The organism is Streptomyces sp. NPDC040610 (genome assembly GCF_055594065.1).
Map to the genome: position 1 here is coordinate 46,793 of NZ_JBVIXA010000013.1, position 23,437 is coordinate 70,229.

The following is a 23,437-nucleotide window of genomic DNA, read 5'->3' on the forward strand; positions in this document are numbered from 1 at the left end:
ATGTCCCTTCGTACGTCCCGCATGCCCCAGGAGCCGGTCAGGCGACGGTCCCTGACGGATGCGTCAGTCGTCGCCTTCGGTCCCCTGGAGCCCGCGGCTCTGCCCGTGCTCGCCACCCCGCAGCGGCCCGGTGTCCCGCTGACCGTGTGGGTGCGGGCCAACGCGGAGCTGGTGCGGACGCAGCTGCACGAGCACGGCGCGGTGCTCTTCCGCGGCTTCGACGAGGGCGCCGACGCGCTGCGCCCCGTCGTCGAGGCCGTCGCCGGTGACGGCGCGCTCGCCTACCAGGACGGCGCCACGCCCCGCAGCGACCTGGGCGACGGCATCTACTCCTCCACCGAGTACCCCGCCGACCAGACCATCGAGATGCACAACGAGGCCTGCTACAGCTGGAGTTGGCCGCGCGTCCTCGGCTTCTCCTGCGCGCTGCCCTCGGAGACCGGCGGCCAGACCCCGCTCGCCGACTCCCGCAAGGTGCTCGGCCGGCTGCCCGCCGACCTGGTGGCCCGCGTCGAGGAGCACGGCGTGCGCTACGTGCGCAACTACACGCCGGGCGTCGGCATCCCCTGGCAGGAGGCCCTCGGCTGCGACGAGAGCGGCCTCGACGCGTACGCCGAGCAGACCAGGGTGCGCGTCGAGCGCGTCGCCGACAACCACCTGCGCACCGAGGCCCTGCGGCCCGCCGTCGCCCGGCACCCGGTCACCGGCGAGTGGGTCTGGTTCAACCAGGCCACCAGCTTCCACCTGAGCACGCTCGGCGACGAACTGGCCGCCGAACTGCTCAGTCAGGTCGGCCCCGAGCGGGTGCCCAAGACCAGCCGGGCGGGCGACGGCAGTGAGTTCAGCCGCGCCGACCTCGACGCGATCAGGGGCGCGTTCGACGCCGAGTCCACGGCCTTCGACTGGCAGCTCGGCGACGTCCTCGTCGTCGACAACCTGCTGGCCTCGCACGGCCGGGCGCCCTTCACCGGCAAGCGGCAGATCCGCGTCGCCATGGCGGGCGCGGCGACCTGGAACGACCTGGAGACCCGGCCCGCCCCGAGCGGCGCCCGGGCCCAGGACGGCACCACCACGCAGACACAGGGGGACAGACGGTGACCACGGTGACTTCGGCATCGACACAGACAGCGGCCGCGAACGGGACGGCCGCGCCCGCGGCGGAGATCTTCCGCGCGGGACCGCAGCAGCACGACGCCACCGGCGACGACACGGTGACGACCCTCGTGCTCCAGGCTCCGGCCGCCGTGGCGGGGGAGCGCCTGGCCGCCGCCGTCGCGGCCCTCACCCGCCGGTACGAGGTGCTGCGCACCGCGCTGGTGGCGTCCGCCGCGGGCGGCCCGCCCACGCAGCACGTGTTCGCCGGGGCACTGCCCGAGCCCGCCGACGCCGGTACGGACGGCACCGCGGGTGCCTCCGTCACCCGGCCCTGGTCCGCCCTGGCGGGACCCGGCGGCCGCGTCCAACTCGCCGCGTCCGCCCACGTACTCGACCCCGAGGGCCTGCTGCTCCTCGCGGCCGAACTGGAGCGCGAACTGGCCGGGGCGGCCGGTGACGGCACGGGCCAGGACGAGGGCGAGTCCCTCCAGTACGCCGACGTCGCCGAGTGGCTGCACGACATGCTCGCCGAGCCCGAGGCGGCCGCCGCCCGGGCGAGCCAGGAGTCGGCCCACGGCGGTGCCGACGCGGCGGACGAGACGGGCGACGCGGTGGCGCGGGTGCGCTCGCTGGCCCCGGCGGGCGCGGCGACGGCGGAGGAGGGCGGCCGACCCGCGGCCGACTCCGTCCGCTCCCTCACCCTGCCCGCCGCCACCTTCCCCACGGTCGAGGCCGAGGCGCTGCTGCTCGCCGCCTGGCTCGTGGTCCTGCACCGCTTCGGCGGCGCCGAGACGCTCACCGTGCGGGTGCGCACCGGCCTGCGTGAGGTGCCCCAACTCCAGTCCTCGCTCGGCCCGTTGAGCGCCTGGCCCGGCCTGCGGTACGAGTTCGGCTCCGGGCGCACCCTCGCGGACGTGGTGTCCGCGGTGCGGGCGGCGCGGGCCGAGCAGCGCGAGAGCGTCGAGCTGATCAGCGATCTGTCCGCCGTGAGCGGGCCGCTCGCCTTCTCGTACGCGGAGGTGCCCGGGCAGGTCGGCGGCTGGTCCGTCGAGTCGCTCGTGGCCCGGGGCGCGGGGCCCGCGCTCCGCCTCGCCGCCGTGCGCCACGGCGACCGCGTCGAGGTCCGCCTGGACGGCGCCGCCGCGGCCGGGCTCGGCGGCCCGGTGGCCGACCGGATCCTGGACGCCCTGGCCGCCGTCGTGGACCAGGGCGCGCGGGAGCCGGGAACGCGGATCGGCCGGACGGCCCTCGGTGCCGCCGCGGCTCCGCTGGCGGCGCCCGTGTCGCCCAGGGCCGCCGACTGGCAGGAGTCCACCCTGCCCGACCTGATCGTCCGCGCCGCCGGGCACACCCCGGGCGCGACCGCCGTGCGCTGCGGCGACAAGGAGCTGACCTACCGTCAACTCCTCTCGACTGCCGACCGGTTGTCCGCCCGCCTGGACGTCGGCCCCGAGGCCGCCGTCGCCGTGCTCGTGCCGGACCCCGTGGCCCGCCTGGTGACCCAGCTCGCCGTGCTGCGCGCCGGAGCCGCGTACCTGGTCGTCGACACGGAGGACCCGGCCGACCGGATCGCGGCGCTCCTCGGCGACGCGTCCGTCCGGACGTGCGTCGCCACGGCGGACACGGCGGCCCTGCTGGGCGACAGCGAGGGCAAGAGCGGCACCGGCCGCGACCTCGTCGTCCTCACCGCCGCCGACATCGACCTCGGCGGCGAGGAAGCCGACACGGCGGCGGCCAAGGACGGCCCCGCGGCCCCCGACAACCTCGCCTACCTCCTGTTCACCTCCGGCTCCACCGGGCGCCCCAAGCCCGTCGCCGTCACCCACCGCAACGTCGTCAACTACCTCGGCTGGCTTGCCGACGCGGGCCTCATCGGCCCGGACACCGTGCTGCCCGCGACGGCCGCGCCCGTCTTCGACGCCTCCGTCAAGCAGCTGTGGGGGCCGCTGGTGCTCGGCGGCACGGTCGTGCTGCCCCCCGCCGGACAGCGGCCCGCCGAGACGCTGGCGGTGGCCGTCACCGGCGCGGAGGCCGCCACCGTCACCACGGTCAACACCGTGCCCCGCCTGTGGGACGAGACCCTGCGCGCCCTGGAGTCCGCCGACGGCACGGCCGAGCCGCGCGAGCGGACCCTGGACGTGCTCCTCGGCGGCGAGGCCCTGACCGCCGACCTGGTGGCACGCACGTACCGGCTGCTGCCGAAGGCGCGGCTGTGGAACCTGTACGGGCCTTCCGAGACCACCGCCAACGCCACCGCCGGGATCGTCGGCGCCGACGGCCGCGTCAGCCTCGGCGGACCCGTCGGCGGCACCACGCTGCACGTCCTGGACGAGGCCCTCGCGCCGGTCGCGCCCGGCGTGATCGGTGAGCTGTACGTCGGCGGCGCCGGGGTCACCCGCGGCTACGCGGGCCGGGGCGGCCGCACCGCCGAGCGCTATCTGCCGGACCCGTTCACCACCGAGGCGGGCGCCCGCCTGTACCGCACCGGCGACCTCGTGCGCATCGGCGCCGACGGCCTGCCGGAGTTCTGCGGGCGCGCCGACGGCCAGCTGAAGGTGCGCGGCTACCGCGTCGAGCCCGGCGAGGTCGAGGCCGTCCTGCTGCGCCACCCCGGCGTGCGCGCCGCGGTGGTCGACGCGCGCGAGAGCCGCCTCGTCGCCTGGCTCGTGCCCGGACCGGACGGCGCGCCGACCGTGGCGGAACTGCGCGAGCACTGCGCCGCCGTACTGCCCGCGTACCTGGTCCCGGGGCTCTTCGTCGCCCTGGAGCGGGTGCCGCTGACACCACAGGGCAAGACCGACCGGCGCGCGCTGCCGGACCCGGCGGACGGGCACCTGGAGCAGGGCGGCGAGTTCACCGCGCCCCGCACACCCGTCGAGATGGTCGTCGCGGAGATCTGGCGCACCGTCCTCGGCGTCGAGCGGGTCGGCGCGCACGACAGCTTCTTCGCCCTCGGCGGCGACTCCATCCGCGCCATGCACACCGTCGCCCAGGTCCGCGACCTGATGGGCACCGAACTGCCCCTGCAGGACCTGCTCACCGCGCCCACCGTCGCGGACCAGGCGAACCTGCTCCTCGCCCACGACCAGGACGGCGCCGTCCGCGACTTCGCGGAGGCGTTCGCCGCCCTGGACACGGCAGACGACCCGGAGTCCCCCACCGAGGGCCCCGCCCACGACGCCCCCAAGGAACAGTCATGACCGCACCCGAACGCTCCGACGGTTCTGATCGCCTCGAGCAGGCCCGGCGCGCCCTCGCGGCCCGCCGCCCGGGGCGCAAGGCCGCGACCTCCCGCGTGCCCCGGCGGGCCGACCAGGACCAGGTCGTCCTCTCGGAGAGCCAGCTCCAGCTGTGGACGGCGCACGCCCTCGACCCCACCGGCAGCGCCTACACCGTCCCCGCCGCCCTCGACATCGAGGGCCCGCTGGACGCCGACGCGCTGACCCGCGCCTTCGACTGGCTGCTCGCCCGGCACGAGGGGCTGCGCCTGGTCACCGAGGACGTCCGCGGCAAGGCGCACGCCCGGCTGCTGCCCACGCTGCCCCCGCTGCGCCGCACCGACCTGACCCGCCTGGCCGCCACCGACGCCGCGGCCGCCGAGCGCCGCAGGGACGAGCTGACCGACGCCGAACTGCGCGCCCCCTTCGCCCTGGACGCCGGCGGCCCGCTCGCCCGGGGCCTGCTGATCGCCCTCGCGCCCGAGCGGCACCGGCTCGTCGTCGCCTTCCACCACCTGGTCGTCGACGGCCTGTCGGTGAGCGTCCTCATCCAGGAACTCACCGCCGCCCACGAGGCGTTCCGCACCGGCGCCGCCCCGCCGTCCGAGCCCGAGGGCCCCTCGTACACCGACTACGCCTGGTGGGAGCGCACCAGCGACGACGCGCCCTCCCGGGAGGCGTCCCTCGCCCACTGGCGGGCCGAGCTGGACGGCGCCCCCCGCGGTCTGAGCCTGCCCTTCGACCATCCCCGCCCCGACACGCGCGGCCATCAGGGCCACCATCTGGTGCGCCCCACCGGACCCGCGCTGCGCGACCGCGTGGAGAAGTTCGCCGCGGGCTGCGGCGTGTCCGTCTTCGCGGTCCTGTACGGCGCGTGGCGGGCGGCACTGCACCGGGCCGCCCTCACCGACGACCTGGTGATCGGGGTGCCGGTCGCCAACCGCGTCCGGCCCGAACTGCGCGCCACCGTCGGCCCGTTCATCAACACGCTGACGCTCCGCAGCCGCCTGCGCGACGGCGCGACGCTGCGCGACCTCGCCCAGGAGTCGGCGGCCACCGTCGCCGCCTCCCTGGACCACCAGCACGTCCTGACCTCGTCGGTGGTGTCGGCGGTCGGCGGCAGCACCGGCGCCCCGCTGTTCGGCGCGATGTTCGCCTACCTCGGCGAGGACCGCTCCGCGCTGCGCCTCGGCGAGGCCGTCATGACCCCCGTCCCGGTGGAGACGGCCGCCTCCAAGACCGACGTCACCCTCAGCGTCTCGCACCGCGGCGACGACCTGGAACTGATGCTGGAGTACGACACGGAGCTGCTGCGCGAACACACCGCGGGCGCCCTCCTCGACGCGTACGTCCACCTGCTCACCGCGGGCCTCGCCGCCCCGGACCGCGAGGTGCGGCTGCTGCCGCTCGCCGCGCCCGCCGCCCCGGAGGGCCCGATGGCGGAGTCCCTGGTGACGCACGGCCTCGACCACGCCTTCCTGCGCTCGGCCGCCCGCCACCCCGCCCGCGTCGCCCTGCACTGGGAGGGCGAGGACATCGCGTACGCGGACCTCGCCGACCGCGTCGAGACCCTGGCCCGCCACCTGGTGGACCAGGGCGTGGCGCCCGGCGACCGCGTCCCGCTGTACCTGGAGCGCGGGCCCGCGCAGATCGTGGCGATCCTCGCGGTGCTGCGCGCGGGCGCCGCGTACGTACCGCTGGACCTGCGCAATCCCGCGGACCGCGTCCGGCACGTCCTGGACGACAGCGGCGGCCGCCTGATCGTGTGCGGCGCCGACGGCGCGGGCGCGCTCGGCGCGGGCCTGCCGCAGGTGTGCGTCGACGGGCACGGCCGCCCCCTCGTCGGGGTCGACCCCGAGGCCAGGAACGGCGTCGCGCTGCCCGCCCGGCACCCCGGCGACATCGCCTACGTCATCTACACCTCCGGCTCCACCGGCCGCCCCAAGGGCGTGGAGGTCGCCGACGCGCAGGTCCTGCGCCTGTACACGTCGACCGCGCGGCGCTTCGACTTCGGGCCGCACGACGTGTGGACCTTCTTCCACTCCTACGCCTTCGACGTGTCCGTCTGGGAGCTGTGGGGCGCGCTGCTGCACGGTGGGAAACTGGCCCTGGTGCCGGACGAGACCGCCCAGTCGCCCGCGGACCTGCTCGCACTCGTCGAACGGCTCGGCGTCACCGTCTTCAGCCAGACGCCGTCGGCCTTCAAGGGCGTGGTGGCGGCCGACGCCGCCGAGGGCTCCACCCGTGAACTCGCCCTGCGCCACGTCGTGTTCGGCGGCGAGCGACTCGACCCGAACACGCTGCGGCCGTGGATCGAGGCGCGCGGCGACCGGGCCCCGGTCCTGGTGAACATGTACGGCATCACCGAGACCACCGTGCACTCCACCTTCCGCGTCATCACCGCCGACGACCTGGGCGACCGCACCGGCAGCCCCATCGGCGTACCGATCGACGACCTGACCCTGTACGTCCTCGACGCGGCCCTCAACCCGCTGCCCGCCGGGCTCGTCGGCGAACTCCACGTCGGCGGCGCGGGCGTCACCCTCGGCTACGCCGGACGCGGCGGGCTCACCGCCGAGCGGTTCGTGCCCGACCCGTTCTCCGACGTGCCGGGCGCCCGCCTGTACCGCAGCGGCGACCTGGCCCGGGTCACCGAGGACGGCGAGTTCGAGTACTGGGGGCGCGCCGACGCCCAGGTGAAGATCCGCGGCTTCCGGATCGAGCTGGGCGAGGTGGAGGTCGCCCTCGCCACCCACCCCGGCGTCGCCGCCGCGGTCGCCGACGTACGCGGCGAGCAGCTCGTGGTGTGGCTGGTGCCCGCCGCCGGTGACCTGCCGGACGTGCCCGAACTCCGCGAGCACGCCTCGGGGTTGCTGCCCTCGTACATGGTGCCCGCGGTCTACACCGCCCTGGCCGAGGTGCCCCTGACCGTCAACGGCAAGGCCGACCGGCGCGCCCTGCCCGACCCGGCCGAGGCCCGCCTGGACGCCGGGACCGAGTACACCGCCCCGCGCACCGGCCTGGAGGAGACCGTCGCCGGGGTGTGGGCCGACGTCCTCGGCGTCGAGCGGATCGGCGTGCACGACAACTTCTTCGCCCTCGGCGGGGACTCCATCCGCGCCGTGGAGATCACCGGCACGCTGCGCGCCCTCGGCCACGAGACCCGCGTGCACGCCGTGTTCAAGCACCAGACCGTCGCCGAGTTCGCCACCCACCTCGCGGACAGCGGCGCCGAGACCCTGGCCCGCGCCGAGCCGTTCGAGATGATCAGCGCCGAGGACCGGGCCGCGCTGCCCGCCGACGCCGAGGACGCATACCCGCTCAGCGCCACCCAGGCGGGCATGCTCTACCACCTGCATCTGCACCCCGAGGCGGGCATCTACCACAACACCGTCAGCGTGCGGATGCGCGGCCGCCTGGACGCGGACCTGCTGCGCCGCGCCCTCGCCGACACCATGGACCGCCACCCCGTCCTGCGCACCAGCATCTCCCTGGACGGCTACTCCGAGCCGCTGCAGATCGTGCACCGGGACGTGGAGCCGCTCCTGACCGTGCGGGACCTGTCCGGGCTCGACGCCGCCGAACAGCGCGCCGAGATCGACGACTTCGTCGCCCATGAGCGCGAGGACCACCTCGAACTGGAGCGTGCCCCGCTGCAACGGCTCGCCGTGCACCTGCTCGGCGACGACGAGTTCCAGCTGACGGTCAGCGAGAACCACGTCATCCTCGACGGCTGGAGCTGGACGTCCACCGTCACGGAGATCTTCAGCCGCCAGGCGGCGCTGCTCGACGACGCCCCCGACTACGGCACCCGCTGGCCCGAACTGCCGCTGCGGTACGCCGACTTCATCAAGACGGAGCGGGCCGCCCTCGAAGGGGCGGACGTCGCGGAGGTGTGGCGGCAGCGGATGGCCGACGCCGAACCGCGCTCCGTCGCCGATCTGCGCCCCGCCGGGCTGCCGCAGGTGCGCCGCGTCCAGGTCGACATCGACCCCGACACCTCCCAGCGCCTCGCGCGGCTCGCCAAGGAGGAGGGCCTGCCCTTCAAGAGCCTCGCCGTGGGCGTGCACTTCAAGGTCCTCGCCGAGGCCCTGGCCGTGACCGACCCGGTCACCGGCATGGTGCTGCACGGCCGCCCCGACCTGCCCGGCGCCAAGGACCTGCGCGGCCTGTTCATCAACATGCTGCCGACCTCGATGTCCGTGCCCGGCGGCAGCTGGCGCGACCTCGCCCGGCGCGCCTTCGACGAGGAGCGCGGCCTCCTGGAGCACCGGCACACCCCGCTGATCAACGTGCAGCAGGCGCTCGGCAACGACCCGCTGTTCGACGTGGGCGTGAACTTCGTGCGCTTCCACGCCCTCAGCGAGGTCCTCGACACCGGAGTCGTCGAACTCGTCGACCACCACCCTGCGTCCGCCGAGGACACCAACTACGCGGTCATGAGCACGTATTCGGTGCACCCGCCCGCCAACGAGCTGGGCCTGATCCTCGCCTACGACAGCGACCGGGTCTCCGACGAGTGGGCCGCCGACCTCGCCACGATGTACGCGCAGGCCCTGCGCCGCTTCGCCACCGACCCCGACGCCCCGCACGACGAGGCCAGCCTGCTGCCCTACGACGCCGCGGCCGCGGCCCGCCGCGCCGACGGCGGCCCGCTGGAGGTGCCCGGCACCACCCTGCACGAGGCCATCGAGGCCGTCGCCGCGGCCCGCCCCGGCGCGGTCGCGGTCACCGGACCCGGCGGCGCCCTGACCTACCGCCAGCTCACCGAGCGGGCCCGCGCCGCCGCCGACGGCCTCACCGCCGCCGGAGTGCGCAGCGGCGACCTGGTCGCGGTCGTCGCCAGGCGCGGCGTCGACCTGGTCACCGGGCTGCTCGCCGCCATGACGGCGGGCGCGGCCTACGTCCCCGTCGACCCGGAGCTGCCCCTGGAGCGCATCACGCACCTGATCCGCGACTCGGGCTGCCGCACGGCGGTGACCGCGCACCTCACCGACGACGACGCGGCCGTGCTCGCGCTGCTCGCCGACGAGGGCATCACGGTCCGCACCGTCGCCGAGGCGGCCGCGGCCACCGACGCCGGGCCCCCGCAGCGCGCCGACGCCGCCGACCTGGCGTACCTCATCTACACCTCCGGCTCCACCGGCACCCCCAAGGGCGTCGGCGTCAGCCACCACAATCTGCTCGCCTACCTGGAGGCGTCCGGCACGGTCGTGGCGCCCACCGCCGACGACGTGGTCGCGGTCCGCTCCACCTTCACCTTCGACCTGTCGGTGTGGGAGCTGTTCGCGGGCCTCGTGGCCGGATCCCGGATCCACCTCGTGCCCGGCGACGTCGCCGCGGACGCGCAGCAACTGCACGGCCATCTGCGGGGCGAGGGCGTCACCATGCTCGCAACCACCCCGACGATCGCGCAGGAGCTGGCCGCCGTGGACGGCAGCGGCGACACCGGCGGCGTCCCGCTCGGCCTGCGGGCGCTGCTGCTCGCGGGCGAGGAGGTCGTGCCCGCCCGGTTCGCCGACTGGTTCGAGGGGCCCTCCGCGCAGGGCTGCCGCGTCTTCAACTGGTACGGCCCGACCGAGGCCACCGTCCTGATGACCGTCGCCGAACTCACCGCCGAGGTCACCCGCAGACAGCGGGCCCCCATCGGCGCCCCGGTGCCGGGCTCCACCATCTGGGTCCTCGACGAACACATGCAGCCGGTGCCGCCCGGCGCCGCGGGCGAGCTGTACATCGGCGGCGTCCAGGTGGCCCAGGGCTACTGGCGGCGCCCCGGCCTCACCGCCGGACGCTTCATCCCCGACCCGTTCGCCGCCGATCCCGGCGCGCGGCTCTACCGCACCGGCGACCGCGCCCGCCACCGGGCCGACGGTCAGCTGGAGTTCCTCGGCCGCTTCGACAACCAGATCAAGCTCCGCGGCCACCGCATCGAGCTCGGCGAGGTCGAGTCCGTCCTCGTCGACCACCCGGGCGTGACCGACTGCGTCGTGGTGGTGCACGGCGCCGCCGGTGCCACCCCGCGCCTGGTCGCGTACGTGGTGCCGGAGACCGGCGACCTGGACCGCGGCGAGCTGCGCACCCGGGCCGCCGGACGCCTGCCGCGCTACGCGCTGCCCGCGGCGATCCGCCTCGTCGAGGAGATCCCGCAGACCCCCAGCGGCAAACTGGACCGGCGCCGGCTGCCCGCGCCCACCGCCGACGACTTCCTCGGCACGTCGGGCAGCGCCGAACCGCCCCGCGACGACGTCGAACGCGAACTCCTCGCGATCTGGCAGGACCTGCTCGGCCTGGAGGGCCTCGGCATCCGCGACCACTTCTACGAGGCGGGCGGCCACTCGCTGCTCGCCACCCGGCTGCTCCTTCGGGTGCGGCGCGAGTTCGGGGTGCGGCTGCGGATCCAGCAGGCCATGGCGGACTTCACCGTGGCGGGCCTCGCCGAACTCATCAAGTCGGCGCGGGAGAGCACCGACGGTGCCTCGGCGCGGAGAGCGGGACGTCGATGAACTTCATCTCCCTCCTCGCCACCCGGTCCCGGACGACCGTGATCGCCGCGGTGGTCGCGGGCCTGCTCTCGGGCGGCGCGACCGTGGCCCTGATCGCGGTGCTCCAGCGGGTGCTCGAACGGCTCGACGACCCCGGCACCGGGCTGCTCGCCGCGTTCATCGCGGCGGCGCTCACCGTGATGCTCGCCGGGGCCGTCTCCTCGATCCTGCTGATCCGGCTCGCCCAGCGCTCCATCCAGGAGCTGCGGATGGAGCTGTGCCGCCGGATCCTCGACAGCGGCATGCGCCGCATCGAGCGCATCGGCCCCGCCCGGCTCCAGTCCGCCCTCACCGACGACGTACAGATCATCACCAGCGCGGTCAGCAGCGTGCCGCTGCTCTCCATGAACGGCTCGATCGTCATCGGTGCCTTCGTCTACATCGGGGTGCTGTCCTGGAAGATGCTGCTCGGCATGATCGGCGTGCTCGCCGTCGGCCTGCTGCTCTACCAGCTCCCGGTGCGCCGGGCCGGTGTCCATCTGCGCCGCGCCCGTGAGCACCAGGACGCCATGCACGGCCACCTGGAGAGCGTCACGCGCGGCGCCAAGGAGCTGAAGCTGGACCGCGGCCGCCGCGACGAGGTCCTCGACGGCGGCGTCGGCGCCACCGGCAAGCTCCTGGTGCGGGACACCACCCGGGGCGTGGGCCTCTACACCATCGCGGGCTCCTGGGGGCAGCTGCTCTTCCTCGCCTGCATCGGCATCATGCTGTTCGCGGGCCCCCACTTCGACATCCCCGCCGACGACCTGACCGGCTTCACCCTCGCCGTCATCTACATCAACACCCCGCTGGTCACCGTCCTCAACCTGATCCCGGCGCTCGGCCGGGCCGGGACGGCGCTGCGCTCCCTCGACGCGCTCGACCTGGGCGACGAGAGCGGCCTCGGGACCTCCGAGCGTGGCGGTGCCGAGCAGGACGCCGGGGCCGAACTGCGGCTGCGCGGCGCGGTCTTCCACTACGACACCGCCGGGGACGAGACGGGCTTCCAGGTCGGGCCGATCGACGCCCGGTTCGCCCCCGGCACCCTCACCTGTCTGATCGGCGGCAACGGCAGCGGCAAGACCACGCTGGCCAAGATGCTCTGCGGCCTCTACCCGCCGAGCGCGGGTGAGATCGTCCTCGACGGGGCGCCCGTGGCCGGGGACCGGGTCGAGGAGCTGCGGGGGAGCGTCGCCGGGGTCTTCGCCGACGTCCACCTCTTCCGCACCCTGCCGGCCCACCCCGACGGCGACGAGGAGGCCAACCGGCTGCTCGCCCAGCTCGGCATGGACAGCAAGGTGACCGTGCGCGACGGGGAGTTCTCCACCATCTCCCTGTCCACCGGGCAGCGCAAACGCCTCGCCCTGGTGGCGGCGCTGCTCTCGGACCGCCCGGTGCTGCTGTTCGACGAGTGGGCCGCCGACCAGGACCCCGAGTTCCGGGAGTTCTTCTACACCCAGGTCCTGCCCGCGCTGCGGGGGCGCGGCAAGACCGTCATCGCCATCACCCACGACGACCGCTACTTCAACATCGCCGACCAGATCCTCAAGCTCGACCGCGGCACCATCGCCGAGCTCACGGAACCGGCCCGCCCCGCGGCGGAACCCGCCGCGCTCTGACCGCTTCCACCCCACCCCCCACCGCACCGGGTCACGCACGCCCAGCGCACCCGTTCACCACGCCTCACCACGTTTCAAGGAGACAGCCATGTCCGAAGCGCCCCGCTACGACGTCGTCCGCAACGACGAGGAGCAGTACTCCCTCTGGGAGGCCGACCGCGAACTGCCCCTCGGCTGGCACCGCGAGGGCACCAGCGGCACCCGCGAGGAGTGCGTCGCGCACATCGACCGCGTCTGGACGGACATCCGGCCGCGCAGCGTGCGCACGCGCCAGCAGACGGCCCGGGCCTGACGGCGCGCCCCGCCCGCGACCCGTGAACGACCACGCACCGCACGCGCCGACACCGCACCACGCAGCACCGCACCACACAGCACCACGCCCGTCACACGCCACGCCACAGCACCAGTCACACGCCACGTCACAGGACAAGGGGACAGCCATGAGCCAGGCCGGTATCGACCTGCTGCGCGACCACGTCAGCGGGGACTTCGGTGACATCATTCTGGACGTCCGCAACAGCCAGGGCTGCTGGCTGGTGGACGAGCGGGACGGCTCCCGCTACCTGGACATGTCGATGTTCTACGCATCGGCGCCGCTCGGACACAACCATCCGGCCCTGCACGGCGACGCGGAACTCGACGACGCGTTCCTCGCCGCGGCCCGGATGAAGCCCGCCAACCCCGACTACGGCACCCGCGAACAGGCCAGGTTCGTCGAGGAGTTCATCGGCCTTCTCGGCTCCGACGACATGCCGTACCTCTTCTTCATCGACGGTGGCGCGCTCGCCGTCGAGAACGCCCTGAAGGTCGCCTTCGACTGGAAGACGCAGCACAACGCCGCCCGCGGGATCGCCGTGCGCGGCTCGCGCGCCATGCACCTGGAGCGCGCCTTCCACGGCCGCAGCGGCTACACGATGTCGCTCACGAACACCGACCCGTCCAAGATCCGCGACTTCCCCGTCTTCGACTGGCCGCGCATCCCGAGCCCGGCCGTCAACGACATGAGCCGCTGGGACGAGCCGGAGCTGTTCCCGGAGGAGCAGGCCGCCCTGGACGCCGCCGCGGCGGCCTTCTACCGGTTCGCCGACGAGATCGCGTGCTTCGTCTTCGAGCCCATCCAGGGCGAGGGCGGCGACCGCCACCTGCGGCCGCAGTTCCTGCAGGCCATGGCGGAGCTGTGCCGGAAGAACGACGCCCTGTTCGTCGCCGACGAGGTGCAGAGCGGCTTCGGGATCACCGGTGAGCGCTGGGCGAGCGAAGCCCTCGGGCTGCGCCCCGACGTGATCGCCTTCGGCAAGAAGACCCAGGTGTGCGGGGTCATCGGCGGGCGCCGGGTGCTCGAGGTGGAGGGCAACGCCTTCCGTACGTCGAGCAGGCTCAGCTCCACCTGGGGCGGCAACCTGGTCGACATGATCCGGGCCACCCGGATCATGAAGGTCGTCCGCGAGGAGGGCCTGTTCGAGAACGCGGCCCGCACCGGCGCCCATCTGGTCGGCCAGCTCCGCGAGATCGCCGCCGAGTTCCCCGACCTGGTGTCCGAGCCGCGCGGGCGCGGCCTGATGTGCGCGATCACGCTCACCGACGGCGCCCTGCGTGACCGCGTCCTGCAGCGCGCGTACAGCGGCCACGGAGTGATCTTCCTCGGCTCGGGCGTGCGCGAGCTGCGCTGGCGGCCGCCGCTGTCGGTCACCGAGACCGAGCTCGACCTCGGCGTCAGCGCGCTGCGCGCCGTCCTGAAGGAGATCGCCGCGGAGGACCACGCATGAACCGCATCGCCCGACCGCAGCCACGCCCCTGGGCGGCGCGCAGGCTCGTCTGCATGGGCTTCGCCGGTGGCGGCACCGTCGCCTTCCGGCCGTGGGCCAGGCTGCTGCCGCTCGAAGTGGAGCTGCGCACCCTGTGCTACCCGGGCCGCGAGTACCGGTACGCGGACGAGATCACCGGCGGCTGGGACGGCTTCGTCGAGGACTGCGCGGACGCCGTCGCCACCGAGGTGCGCTCCCCGTACGTGCTGTACGGCCACAGCATGGGCGCCCTGCTCGCGTTCGAGACCGCGCGCCTGCTCCAGGAGCGGGGCGCCCAGGGCCCCGAGAGCGTGATCCTCTCCGGGCACATCGCGCCGCAGCACTGGACGGGCGTCCGCTCGGCCAAGCTCGCGACGGCCTCCGACGAGGAGTTGGCCGAGTCCCTGAAGGCGGGTGGCGGCCTGCCGCAGTCGGTCGTCAGCGACCCCGACCTGCTCGCCATGGCCGTGGACCTGCTCCGCATGGATCTGGAGGCGTACGCCGCCTATGAGTTCCGGCGCGCGCCCCTGCTGCGCGCGCCCCTGCACCTCATGGTCGGCGAGGACGAGCTGACGCCCGCCCACGACGGCTGGGAGGAGCTGACGGAGGGGCCGTTCACACGGGCGGTCCTGCCGGGCGGGCACTTCTTCACCCCGCGCGTGTGGGGTCAACTCCCACGCCATATGCCCGCGTTCCTGCCCGACGGCGCCGCCGAGCTGGCGGGCTGATGGGGGCGCGCGTACCCGCGGCGGAACTGCCGCCCGCCGCCGACGTGGTGATCGTCGGCGGCGGGGTGATGGGCACCAGCATCGCCTTCCACCTGGCCGAGGCCGGGGTCCGCGACGTGCTGCTCCTGGAGCGGGACACGCTGGGCTCGGGGTCCACGAGCAAGGCGGCGGGCGGCGTCCGGGGGCAGTTCTCGGACGCGGTCAACATCCAGCTGGGCGCCCGCAGCCTGGAGCTGTTCCAGGACTTCGGCAACCGTCCCGGCCAGGAGATCGATCTGCACCGGGAGGGCTATCTCTTCCTGCTCTCCCGGCCCGAGGACGTGACGGCCTTCGAGCGGAACGTGGCCGTCCAGAACGAGTTCGGGGTGCCCAGCCGGATGCTGGACCCGGCCGAGGCCCGCGCGCTGTCCCCGCTGATCTCCACGGACGGCGTGCTGGCCGCGGCGTACTCGCCCGACGACGGCTACTGCGCGCCGGAGTCGGTGGTCCTCGGCTACGCGGTCGGCGCCCGGCGGTACGGCGCCCGGCTCCTGACGAACTGTCAGGTCATCGGCATGGAGCGGGCGGCGGGCCTCTCCGGGGCCACCACCGTGGTCACCGAACGCGGCACGGTCACGGCCGGCACGGTGATCTGCGCGGCCGGGGCCTGGTCGGCGGCGCTCGGCGCGATGGCCGGGGTCGACCTGCCCGTACGGCCCTACCGGCGGCAGGTCCTGGTGACGGGACCGCTGCCGGACCGGCCCGAGCGCGTGCCCATGACCATCGACTTCACCACCAGCTTCTACTTCCACGGCGAGGGCCGGGGCGTGCTGCTCGGCATGTCCGACCCCGACGAGCCCTCCGGGTTCGACCTGTCCCGCTCGGACGCCTGGCTGCCCCGCCTGTCCGAGGCGATGGCCCTGCGCGCGCCCCGGCTCACCGAGGCGGAGGTCGTCACGGGCTGGGCCGGACTCTACGAGGTCACGCCCGACCACAACGCGCTGATCGGCGAGGCTCCCGGCCCCGGGCGCTTTCTGTACGCGACCGGCTTCTCCGGCCACGGCTTCCTCCAGGGGCCCGCGGTCGGCGAGGTCGTCCGCGATCTCTACCTGGGACGACGGCCCTTCGTCGACGTCTCGGCCCTCTCCGCGGAGCGCTTCACCCAGGGCGCGCCACGAAAGGAGCTCAACTGTGTCTGAGGACTCAAGCGTGTCCGGCGGACGGGACAGAGCCGGGCGCTCCCGGTTCGGCCGCGTACGGACCCTGCTCGTCGCCCTGACCGTCTCCGCCGCCGGACTCGCCGCGGCCACGCCCGCGCAGGCCGCGGACGACACCCCCGGCGTGGTCAGCAGGGCGGCCGTCGTCGACGTGCCCGGCGCCGAGGGCGGCACGGCCGCGCAGCGGGAGCAGGCGCTGCTCGACTACTGGACGCCGGAGCGGGTCCGCCGCGCCACCGGCGAGAAGAAGGCCCCGGCACCCGCCGTGGACCGCGCCGACCCGCGCCTCGCGGCGGCCGGACCGCACTCCACCGCCGTCGGCAAGCTCGTGTTCGAGCACGCCAACGGCAAGCCCGACCACTGCACCGCGACCGCGGTCGACAGCGACTCGGAGATCCTCGTCCTGACCGCCGCGCACTGCCTCCACGAGGGGCCGGGCGGCAACTGGACGAAGAACGTCGTGTTCATCCCGGCGCGCGAGGGCGGCAGCGAGCCCTTCGGCCGGTTCACCGCCTGGAACGTCGCCACCTCGGCGCTGTGGAGCAGCGGCGCGAAGCCGGACTGGGAGCACGACTACGGCCTGGTCATCACCAACGACAACGCCAAGGGCGAGACCGTCTTCGACGCGGCGGGCGGCTACCAGATCGTGCCGGACGCGCGCACCGGCGAGGAGGTGTCGGTCATGGGCTACTCGGGACCGCCCTACGACGGCGAACACCAGGAGTTCTGCCAGGACTTGATCGAGCCGACGGTCCCGCCGATGAACATGTGGCAGGTCGAGTGCCCGAACATGACACCGGGCTCCAGCGGCTCGCCCTGGCTGCTCGACTACGACTACGACAGCGGCTCGGGCTACATCGGCGGCCTCAACAGCATCTCCGACACCCGGGGCTACATGGCGTCACCCCGGTTCGACGCCAAGACGGGTGAATTCGTGTCGATGGTGGAGCGGATCGCGGCGGCACGGCCGTAAGCATGAGCGGGAACGGGTGCGAACGGGGCGGGAACGGGCGGGATCCGGTGGGCGGCGCAGGGCTCCCGGCGGGCTTCCGGGCTTCCCGGCTTCCGGCGAGAGGGGACGCGATGAGTGAGGCCGAGGACGGCGCCGCGGTGCCTTCGGTGCCGTCGTCCAACCCCGACGGCGGCTGGGGCCGGGCCAAGGTCCCGCTGCCCGCGCCCGCCCTCGACCTCGGCGTCCCGCTGCCCCAGGTCGCCCGGCCCGTCGGCACGGTCGTCCTGCGCACGCTGGTGGTGTCCGCGCAGGACCCGGCGGTCGTACCCGCCCGCGAGGACACCCTGAGCGCCGGCGAACGCGCCCGGCTGCCCGGGGACGCGGCGGAGCGGCGGCGGTACGTGGCCGAGCGCGCCGGACTGCGGCTGCTCCTGGCCTCGTGCCTGGGCGCGGCGCCGCAGGGCATCGCCGTCGACGCGGGACCCTGTCCGCACTGCGGCGCCGACCACGGGCGCACGGCGAGCGCGCGGGGCAGGCCGCCCCTGTACGTCGCCACCGCGGCGCACGGCGACCTCGTCGTGCTGGCGCTCGCGGCGGCGCCGGTGGGCCTCGGCCTGGCGGTGCCCGGCGGGCAGGACCGCGAGGCGCTGCTGCGGGCCCGCAAGCCGGCCCGGCTCGCGGCGGGTTCGGGCGCCCTCGCCCGGGGCCGGTGCCGGGAACCAAGAACGTCCGGTGTGGCGCGGCACGTCGAGTACGTGGGCGTCCCGCCGGAGGGGGAGTGCGTCGTGTCCGTCGTATGGCAGGAGCACTCCCAGCCCTGAGGCACGCGCGTGAGCGGGTGCCCCGACAGCGTCAGCGTGGTGGTTTGGGGCCAAGTCCCCTGGCGTATGGCTCAGATGCCGTCAAGAACCCGTCATCGGGACGCCACCCCCACGCGGCGCGCACGACCACCGGCCGACAGGCCGGCGGTGATCAATGAAAGCCATGGCTCCGCGCACTCGGGCCCGGAGTTGTGTCATGACCCCCACAAGGAGGATCCCTATGCGTCGTCGACTCGCCGCTGTGGCCGTGAGCGCCGCTGCCCTCACCCTCGGGACGGGCCTCGCGGCCGCCCCGGCGTCCGCCGTCCCGGCGGACAAGGCGCAGGTGCTCAGCCGCTGGACGCAGACCGACGCGGGCAGCTACAACACGTGGGTCTCGGCCCGCAACAACCAGGGTGCGTGGAGCGCGTACAAGTTCAACTGGTCCACGGACTACTGCTCCTCCTCCCCGGACAACCCGTTCGGCTTCCCGTTCCAGACGGCCTGTGCCCGGCACGACTTCGGCTACCGCAACTACAAGGAGATCGGCACCTTCGACGCCAACAAGGCCCGCGTCGACAGCGCCTTCTACGCGGACCTGAAGCGGGTCTGTGCCACCTACAGCGGCGCCAAGAAGGTCTCCTGCGACGCGCTGGCCTGGACCTACTACCAGGCGGTCGACAAGCTCGGCAAGGTCGCCCCGCAGAACACCGTGAACGCCGCCTGACCCCGCCGGTGAGGGCCGGGCGACCGCCCCTCACCGGCACCACCGGGCCCGCGCGCACGCGCGGGCCCGGTGACCCATGGACCATGGGGTCATGGACGACCTCACCCCGATACGGGACGTGGCGGACCGCTTCGGACTGCCGCTGTCCACGCTGCACTACTGGGAGCGGCGCGGTCTGGTGGCGCCGCACCGGCGCTCCGGGCGGCGGTACTTCGACACCGAGCAGGTCTACCGCGTGGCACTCGTCAAGCTGTGGCGCGAGACCGGCCACATGTCCATCGACGAGATCGACACCCTGCTGCGCCGCGACGACCCCGCCGCCGACTGGCAGCGGACCGTGCACGCCCGCGCCGCCGCGCTCCAGGCCCACATCGCCCGCCTCGAAGCCGCCCGCACCTACCTCGGCCATCTCCTCTCCTGCACCCACGGCCACGACCTGGAACGCTGCCCCGACTTCCGCGCGACCGTCCCCCTGGGCCGCGCCGACCCGTCGGACAGGCCCTAGTCGCGCGGCACGACGACCTCCCGGCGCAGCACTGGTTCCGCGTCGGACGCGTCCGGTACGTCGAAGAGCGCGTCCACGGCCGGACGCTGCACCGCGTACGCCGCCACGAGCCCGGCGGTCTCCCGTTCGCCCGCGGGCAGTCCGGCGGCGGCCAGCAGGCTCCGCACCCGGACGCCGATGTCCCGCCGGTCGGAGCTCGCGCCGTGGTCGGCGGTCATGCGCGCACCTCCGCGGCGGTGACCGCCGGGCCGCCCGACGCCCCCGCCGCGTACGCCGCCGGATCGGGGGCCAGCCGGTGCCAGTCGGTGCGCTCCTGGAACGCGTCCCCGACGCGCAGGACCGTCGCCTCGTCCGCCACCGGCCCCGCGATCTGCAGCGACAGCGGAAGCCCGGTCCCCGTGACGCCCATCGGCACCGCGAGGACGGGGTTGGCCAGCGCGTTCCAGTACGGCGTGTGGACCTTGCCGAACACGCCCGCGTGGTCCTGGTGGCCCGCCGCGTCCGCCAGGGCGTCGAACGGTGGTGCCCCGATCGACGCGGTCGGGCACACGAGCACGTCCAGGTCCGCGAACAGGGCGTCCACGGCCCGCTGCGCCACCGTCCGCACGCGCTGCGCCTGGACGTAGTCCGCGCCGGACACGAGCGCGCCCGTCGCGAGGAGCCCGCGCGCGGCCACGGAGTAGTCGTCCCAGCGGCGCGACAGACCGGCGCGGTGGTGGGCAAGCCCCTCGGCGGCCGCGGTCACGAATACCGCGGTGATCAGCTCCCGCCAGTACGGCAGCCGCACCTCCACCGCGTCCGCGCCCAGGCCGGCGAGCACCGACACGGCCGCGTCGAACACTCCGGGCAGCGCGGGGTCGCCGTCGGCGGGGAAGTGGTGCTCGCGCGCGACGCCGACGCGCAGCCCGTCCAGACCACCGCCGAACCGGGGCTCGGCGAACGGCACTTCGAGCCCGCCCGGAGCCCCCCGGCTCCTGCGGCCCGCCTTCCCCCCACCGCTGCCCGCCGCCCCACGGCCACTGGCCGTCGTACCGCCGCCGTCCCGTCCCCCGGCGATCACGCTCAGCACCGCCGAGCAGTCCCGCGCGCCCCGGGCCAGCGGACCCACCCGGTCGAGGCTGTACGCGAGCGGCACGCACCCGGCCGCAGGCACCCGCCCGAACGTCGGAAGCAACCCGCTGACTCCGCAGAACGCGGCGGGCATCCGGATGCTCCCGCCGGTGTCGCTGCCGAGCGCGGCCGCGAAGAGACCCGCCGCGACCCCGCTCGCGGAGCCCGAACTCGACCCCCCGGCCCACAGGTCGGGCCGCCACGGGTTGCGCGGGAACGGGAACGGCTTGTCCTCCTCGGGGAGTCCGCAGCCGAACTCCATCGCGGTCGTCTTCCCCGTGATGACCGCGCCCGCCGCGCGCAGCCGTGCCACCACCGGGGCGTCCCGCCCGGCCCACCAGGCCCGGTCGTGGACGAGGCTCTGGGCCGTGGTCGGCCCGTCGGCCACCGCGATCGTGTCCTTCACGCCGAACGGGATCCCGTGCAGCGGCCCGCGGTCGAGCCCGCGCGCCAGCTCCTCGTCCGCGCGCCGGGCGTCCGCGCGCGCCCGCTCGTCGAACCGCGCCAGATACACCCCGAGCGCCCCGTCGTGCCGCTCGGCCGCCGCGATGGCCGCCTCGGTGAGGCCGACGCTGGTCACGGTGCCGTCCCGCAGCGCGAGCGCGGTCCCGGACAGGGTCGGGGCCAGGGGCCGGGTCAAGGGTTCGCTCACGTTCCACCTCCGCGTACGCCGCCGAGGACCGGCGGCCGGTGGCACGCCACCCTGGCCCCTCAACCCGAGTTGAACGCAAGCGGCCGAGGCGGCGACCCCACCGCGAGGCACCCAGCCCATGACGTTCGCCGCCATGGAGCCGCGCCGGAGTGTGGTGCCGGGCCACATGGGCGCCGCCCCGCGCCGTGCCTATGTTTCCGGCCATGACCAGCGGACCTCACCCCACCCGGGACACCCCGACTCCGGCCGCCCCGGGCGCCGTCGGCCTCAGCGGCCGCGTCGCCCTCGTCACCGGCGGCGGCAGCGGCATCGGCCGCGCCTGCGCGGCGGCCCTCGCGGCGGCGGGCGCGGAGCTCCACGTCGTCGACATCGACGCGGCCGCCGCCAAGGCCGTCGCGGACACCGTCGGCGGCCACGCCCACACCACCGACCTCGCCGACGCCGACGCCGTCGCCGCGCTGCCGACGGACGTCGACATCCTCGTCAACAGCGCCGGGCTCCAGCACATCGCGCCGATCGCCGAGTTCCCGCCCGCGCGGTTCGCGCTGATCCAGCAGGTGATGGTCACCGCCCCGTTCCTGCTCCTGCGGCAGAGCCTGCCGCACATGTACGCGCACGGCTGGGGCCGCGTCGTCAACATCTCCAGCGTCCACGGCCACCGCGCCAGCGCCTACAAGAGCGCCTACGTCGCCGCCAAGCACGCCCTGGAGGGCCTGAGCAAGGTCACCGCCGTCGAGGGCGCCTCGCACGGCGTGACCAGCAACTGCGTCAGCCCCGGCTACGTACGCACCCCGCTCGTGCAGGGGCAGATCCACGACCAGGCCGCCGCCCACCGCATCAGCGACGAAGCCGTCGTCGCCGAGGTGCTGCTCGCCCGCTCACCCCTGAAGCGCCTCATCGAACCCGAGGAGGTCGCCGCGGCCGTCCTGTGGCTGTGCGGCCCCCACAGCGGCTTCGTCACCGGCACGTCCCTGTCGATGGACGGCGGCTGGGCGGCCACCTGACCGGACCGCCCGCCCACGACCTCCCCGCACGCCCGCTCATGCCTGCGCCACCCACGAGTGAAACCCGGTGATCCCCATGGCCCGTCCCCGCAGCAGCATCGGCAAGATCGTCGGTGCCAGCCTCGTCGGCACCACCATCGAGTGGTACGACTTCTTCCTCTACGGCTCCGCCGCCGCCCTCGTCTTCAACGAGATCTTCTTCCCCACGGCCGACCCGCTCACCGGCACCCTCATCGCCTTCATCACCTACGCCATCGGCTTCCTCGCCCGGCCGCTCGGCGGCGTCGTCTTCGGGCACTTCGGCGACAAGGTCGGCCGCAAGAAGCTGCTCGTGCTCAGCCTGCTCCTGATGGGCGGCGCGACGTTCGCGATGGGCCTGCTGCCCACGTACGACGCGATCGGCGTCGGCGCGCCCATTCTCCTGACCGTCCTTCGCCTCGTGCAGGGCTTCGCGCTCGGCGGGGAGTGGGGCGGCGCCGTGCTGATCGTCTCCGAGCACGGCGGCGACAAACACCGCGGCTTCTGGGCCTCCTGGCCGCAGTCGGGCGCCCCCGGCGGCAACCTCCTGGCCACCGGTGTGCTCGCGCTGCTCGCCGCCGTGCAGTCCGAGTCCACGTTCCAGGCGTGGGGCTGGCGCGTGCCGTTCCTCCTCTCCGGCGTGCTGGTGATGGTCGGCCTGTGGATCCGCCTGTCCGTCTCCGAGTCCCCGGTCTTCCTCGAAGCACAGGCCAGGGCCGAGGCGGCCGCCGCGCACGGGGCCAAGGACGAGCCGCCCGTCGTGGAGGTGTTCCGCAGGAACTGGCGGGAGGTCCTCACCGCGATCGGCACCCGCTTCGGCGAGAACATCTCGTACTACGTCCTCACCTCCTTCGTGCTCGTGTACGTCACCGAACACCTCGACCTGCCCAAGAGCACCGCCCTCAACGCCGTCCTGATCGGCTCGGCCGTGCACTTCGTCACCATCCCGGCCTGGGGCGCCCTCTCGGACCGGATCGGGCGGCGCCCGGTGACGCTCATCGGGTCGGTGGGTATGGCGCTGTGGGCCTTCGCGTTCTTCGGGCTCGTCGACTCGGAGTCGTTCGCCGTGATCACCGCGGCGGTGACGGTGGGGCTGCTGTTCCACGGCGCGATGTACGGGCCGCAGGCCGCGTTCATCTCCGAGATGTTCGACACCAAGGTCCGCTACTCCGGCGCCTCCATGGGCTCCCAGCTCGCCTCGATCGTCGCGGGCGCCCTCGCCCCGATCATCGCCGTGGAACTCCTGAAGGAGTACGACTCCTCCGTGCCCGTCGCCCTCTATCTGTCCCTGGCCGCCGTGGTGACGACGGTGACCGTGGCCCTCGCCCGCGAGACCCGCGGCCGCGACCTGCGCACCGAGGCGGGCGACCTGCCGACGGCGGGCCCGGACCCGGCGCCGGTACGGCCCGCCGCACCCGCCGCGCGTACCGAAGACGCCCCCGCTGCGCGCACCGAGGAGACGGCAGTACGCTCCGGCGAACCCTCCTGAAGCCCCGCACCGCACGTCG

General features: G+C 74.5%; 16 protein-coding genes. 14 read left to right on the plus strand and 2 right to left on the minus strand.

All coding sequences use genetic code 11. From position 1 onward, the window contains the following. The 12 genes from ACZ6AA_RS33505 to ACZ6AA_RS33560 all read left to right on the plus strand — a co-directional run bounded on the left by ACZ6AA_RS33505 (nucleotide 1) and on the right by ACZ6AA_RS33560 (nucleotide 19,145). A complete protein-coding gene (locus tag ACZ6AA_RS33505; protein ID WP_468458702.1) occupies nucleotides 1-1,098 on the plus strand; it encodes a TauD/TfdA family dioxygenase in 1,098 nt (365 codons plus the stop codon). Nucleotides 1,099-1,103: 5 nt separating this feature from the next. Beyond that, nucleotides 1,104-4,295, plus strand: a complete 3,192-nt coding sequence (locus tag ACZ6AA_RS33510) for an amino acid adenylation domain-containing protein (protein ID WP_471462253.1) — start codon at nucleotides 1,104-1,106, stop codon at nucleotides 4,293-4,295. Continuing rightward, nucleotides 4,292-10,816, plus strand: coding sequence for an amino acid adenylation domain-containing protein (locus tag ACZ6AA_RS33515; protein WP_471462255.1), 6,525 nt, complete (start codon nucleotides 4,292-4,294; stop codon nucleotides 10,814-10,816). The genes ACZ6AA_RS33510 and ACZ6AA_RS33515 overlap by 4 nt, the downstream gene beginning before the upstream one ends. Continuing rightward, a complete protein-coding gene (locus tag ACZ6AA_RS33520) occupies nucleotides 10,813-12,453 on the plus strand; it encodes a cyclic peptide export ABC transporter (protein ID WP_471462257.1) in 1,641 nt (546 codons plus the stop codon). Before ACZ6AA_RS33515 ends, ACZ6AA_RS33520 begins: the two co-directional genes overlap by 4 nt. A gap of 88 nt (nucleotides 12,454-12,541) precedes the next feature. Next, on the plus strand, nucleotides 12,542-12,745 hold the full coding sequence (locus ACZ6AA_RS33525; RefSeq protein ID WP_385713736.1) for an MbtH family protein: 204 nt from the start codon (nucleotides 12,542-12,544) through the stop codon (nucleotides 12,743-12,745). Between the two features lie 148 nt (nucleotides 12,746-12,893). Then, nucleotides 12,894-14,219 carry an L-lysine 6-transaminase gene (lat, locus tag ACZ6AA_RS33530; RefSeq protein WP_471462259.1) on the plus strand — a complete coding sequence of 442 codons (1,326 nt, stop codon included), beginning with the start codon at nucleotides 12,894-12,896 and terminating at the stop codon, nucleotides 14,217-14,219. Then, a complete protein-coding gene (locus ACZ6AA_RS33535) occupies nucleotides 14,216-14,965 on the plus strand; it encodes a thioesterase II family protein (RefSeq protein ID WP_468482798.1) in 750 nt (249 codons plus the stop codon). Before lat ends, ACZ6AA_RS33535 begins: the two co-directional genes overlap by 4 nt. Next, nucleotides 14,965-16,143: an NAD(P)/FAD-dependent oxidoreductase gene (locus ACZ6AA_RS33540; RefSeq protein ID WP_468458714.1), complete on the plus strand. Its 1,179-nt coding sequence runs from the start codon at nucleotides 14,965-14,967 to the stop codon at nucleotides 16,141-16,143. The genes ACZ6AA_RS33535 and ACZ6AA_RS33540 overlap by 1 nt, the downstream gene beginning before the upstream one ends. After that, nucleotides 16,136-17,134: a trypsin-like serine peptidase gene (locus ACZ6AA_RS33545; protein ID WP_468458716.1), complete on the plus strand. Its 999-nt coding sequence runs from the start codon at nucleotides 16,136-16,138 to the stop codon at nucleotides 17,132-17,134. The genes ACZ6AA_RS33540 and ACZ6AA_RS33545 overlap by 8 nt, the downstream gene beginning before the upstream one ends. A 110-nt stretch (nucleotides 17,135-17,244) precedes the next feature. Further along, nucleotides 17,245-17,934, plus strand: coding sequence for a hypothetical protein (locus ACZ6AA_RS33550; protein ID WP_471462261.1), 690 nt, complete (start codon nucleotides 17,245-17,247; stop codon nucleotides 17,932-17,934). A gap of 220 nt (nucleotides 17,935-18,154) precedes the next feature. Continuing rightward, nucleotides 18,155-18,640 (plus strand): phospholipase, encoded by a 486-nt coding sequence (locus ACZ6AA_RS33555; RefSeq protein WP_468458719.1) that lies wholly within the window; start codon nucleotides 18,155-18,157, stop codon nucleotides 18,638-18,640. Nucleotides 18,641-18,731: 91 nt separating this feature from the next. Next, the gene (locus ACZ6AA_RS33560; RefSeq protein WP_471462263.1) at nucleotides 18,732-19,145 is read left to right on the plus strand and encodes a MerR family transcriptional regulator; all 414 of its coding nucleotides are present in this window, start codon (nucleotides 18,732-18,734) and stop codon (nucleotides 19,143-19,145) included. On the opposite strand, the gene ACZ6AA_RS33565 is transcribed toward ACZ6AA_RS33560, so the two are convergent. Both ACZ6AA_RS33565 and ACZ6AA_RS33570 read right to left on the minus strand, forming a co-directional pair. Continuing rightward, nucleotides 19,142-19,363: a hypothetical protein gene (locus ACZ6AA_RS33565; RefSeq protein ID WP_468458722.1), complete on the minus strand. Its 222-nt coding sequence runs from the start codon at nucleotides 19,361-19,363 to the stop codon at nucleotides 19,142-19,144. The genes ACZ6AA_RS33560 and ACZ6AA_RS33565 overlap by 4 nt on opposite strands. Further along, entirely contained in the window at nucleotides 19,360-20,907 is a 1,548-nt protein-coding gene (locus tag ACZ6AA_RS33570; RefSeq protein ID WP_471462266.1) for an amidase, read from the minus strand. The genes ACZ6AA_RS33565 and ACZ6AA_RS33570 overlap by 4 nt, the downstream gene beginning before the upstream one ends. Nucleotides 20,908-21,110: 203 nt before the next feature. Here ACZ6AA_RS33570 and ACZ6AA_RS33575 point away from each other — a divergent pair, with 203 nt between their 5' ends. Further along, a complete protein-coding gene (locus tag ACZ6AA_RS33575) occupies nucleotides 21,111-21,911 on the plus strand; it encodes a 3-hydroxybutyrate dehydrogenase (RefSeq protein ID WP_471462268.1) in 801 nt (266 codons plus the stop codon). Nucleotides 21,912-21,987: 76 nt separating this feature from the next. Beyond that, a complete protein-coding gene (locus tag ACZ6AA_RS33580; RefSeq protein WP_471462270.1) occupies nucleotides 21,988-23,418 on the plus strand; it encodes an MFS transporter in 1,431 nt (476 codons plus the stop codon). The last annotated feature ends 19 nt before the right edge of the window (nucleotides 23,419-23,437 follow it).

What these genes read in the sequence shown, in the direction of transcription:
- ACZ6AA_RS33575 (WP_471462268.1), top strand. Translation starts at nt 21,111, where the DNA reads ATGACCAGCGGACCTCACCCCACCCGGGACACCCCGACTCCGGCCGCC.
- lat (WP_471462259.1), top strand. Translation starts at nt 12,894, where the DNA reads ATGAGCCAGGCCGGTATCGACCTGCTGCGCGACCACGTCAGCGGGGAC.
- ACZ6AA_RS33560 (WP_471462263.1), top strand. Translation starts at nt 18,732, where the DNA reads ATGGACGACCTCACCCCGATACGGGACGTGGCGGACCGCTTCGGACTG.
- ACZ6AA_RS33520 (WP_471462257.1), top strand. Translation starts at nt 10,813, where the DNA reads ATGAACTTCATCTCCCTCCTCGCCACCCGGTCCCGGACGACCGTGATC.
- ACZ6AA_RS33535 (WP_468482798.1), top strand. Translation starts at nt 14,216, where the DNA reads ATGAACCGCATCGCCCGACCGCAGCCACGCCCCTGGGCGGCGCGCAGG.
- ACZ6AA_RS33550 (WP_471462261.1), top strand. Translation starts at nt 17,245, where the DNA reads ATGAGTGAGGCCGAGGACGGCGCCGCGGTGCCTTCGGTGCCGTCGTCC.
- ACZ6AA_RS33580 (WP_471462270.1), top strand. Translation starts at nt 21,988, where the DNA reads ATGGCCCGTCCCCGCAGCAGCATCGGCAAGATCGTCGGTGCCAGCCTC.
- ACZ6AA_RS33525 (WP_385713736.1), top strand. Translation starts at nt 12,542, where the DNA reads ATGTCCGAAGCGCCCCGCTACGACGTCGTCCGCAACGACGAGGAGCAG.
- ACZ6AA_RS33515 (WP_471462255.1), top strand. Translation starts at nt 4,292, where the DNA reads ATGACCGCACCCGAACGCTCCGACGGTTCTGATCGCCTCGAGCAGGCC.
- ACZ6AA_RS33505 (WP_468458702.1), top strand. Translation starts at nt 1, where the DNA reads ATGTCCCTTCGTACGTCCCGCATGCCCCAGGAGCCGGTCAGGCGACGG.
- ACZ6AA_RS33555 (WP_468458719.1), top strand. Translation starts at nt 18,155, where the DNA reads ATGCGTCGTCGACTCGCCGCTGTGGCCGTGAGCGCCGCTGCCCTCACC.
- ACZ6AA_RS33540 (WP_468458714.1), top strand. Translation starts at nt 14,965, where the DNA reads ATGGGGGCGCGCGTACCCGCGGCGGAACTGCCGCCCGCCGCCGACGTG.
- ACZ6AA_RS33565 (WP_468458722.1), bottom strand. Translation starts at nt 19,363, where the DNA reads ATGACCGCCGACCACGGCGCGAGCTCCGACCGGCGGGACATCGGCGTC.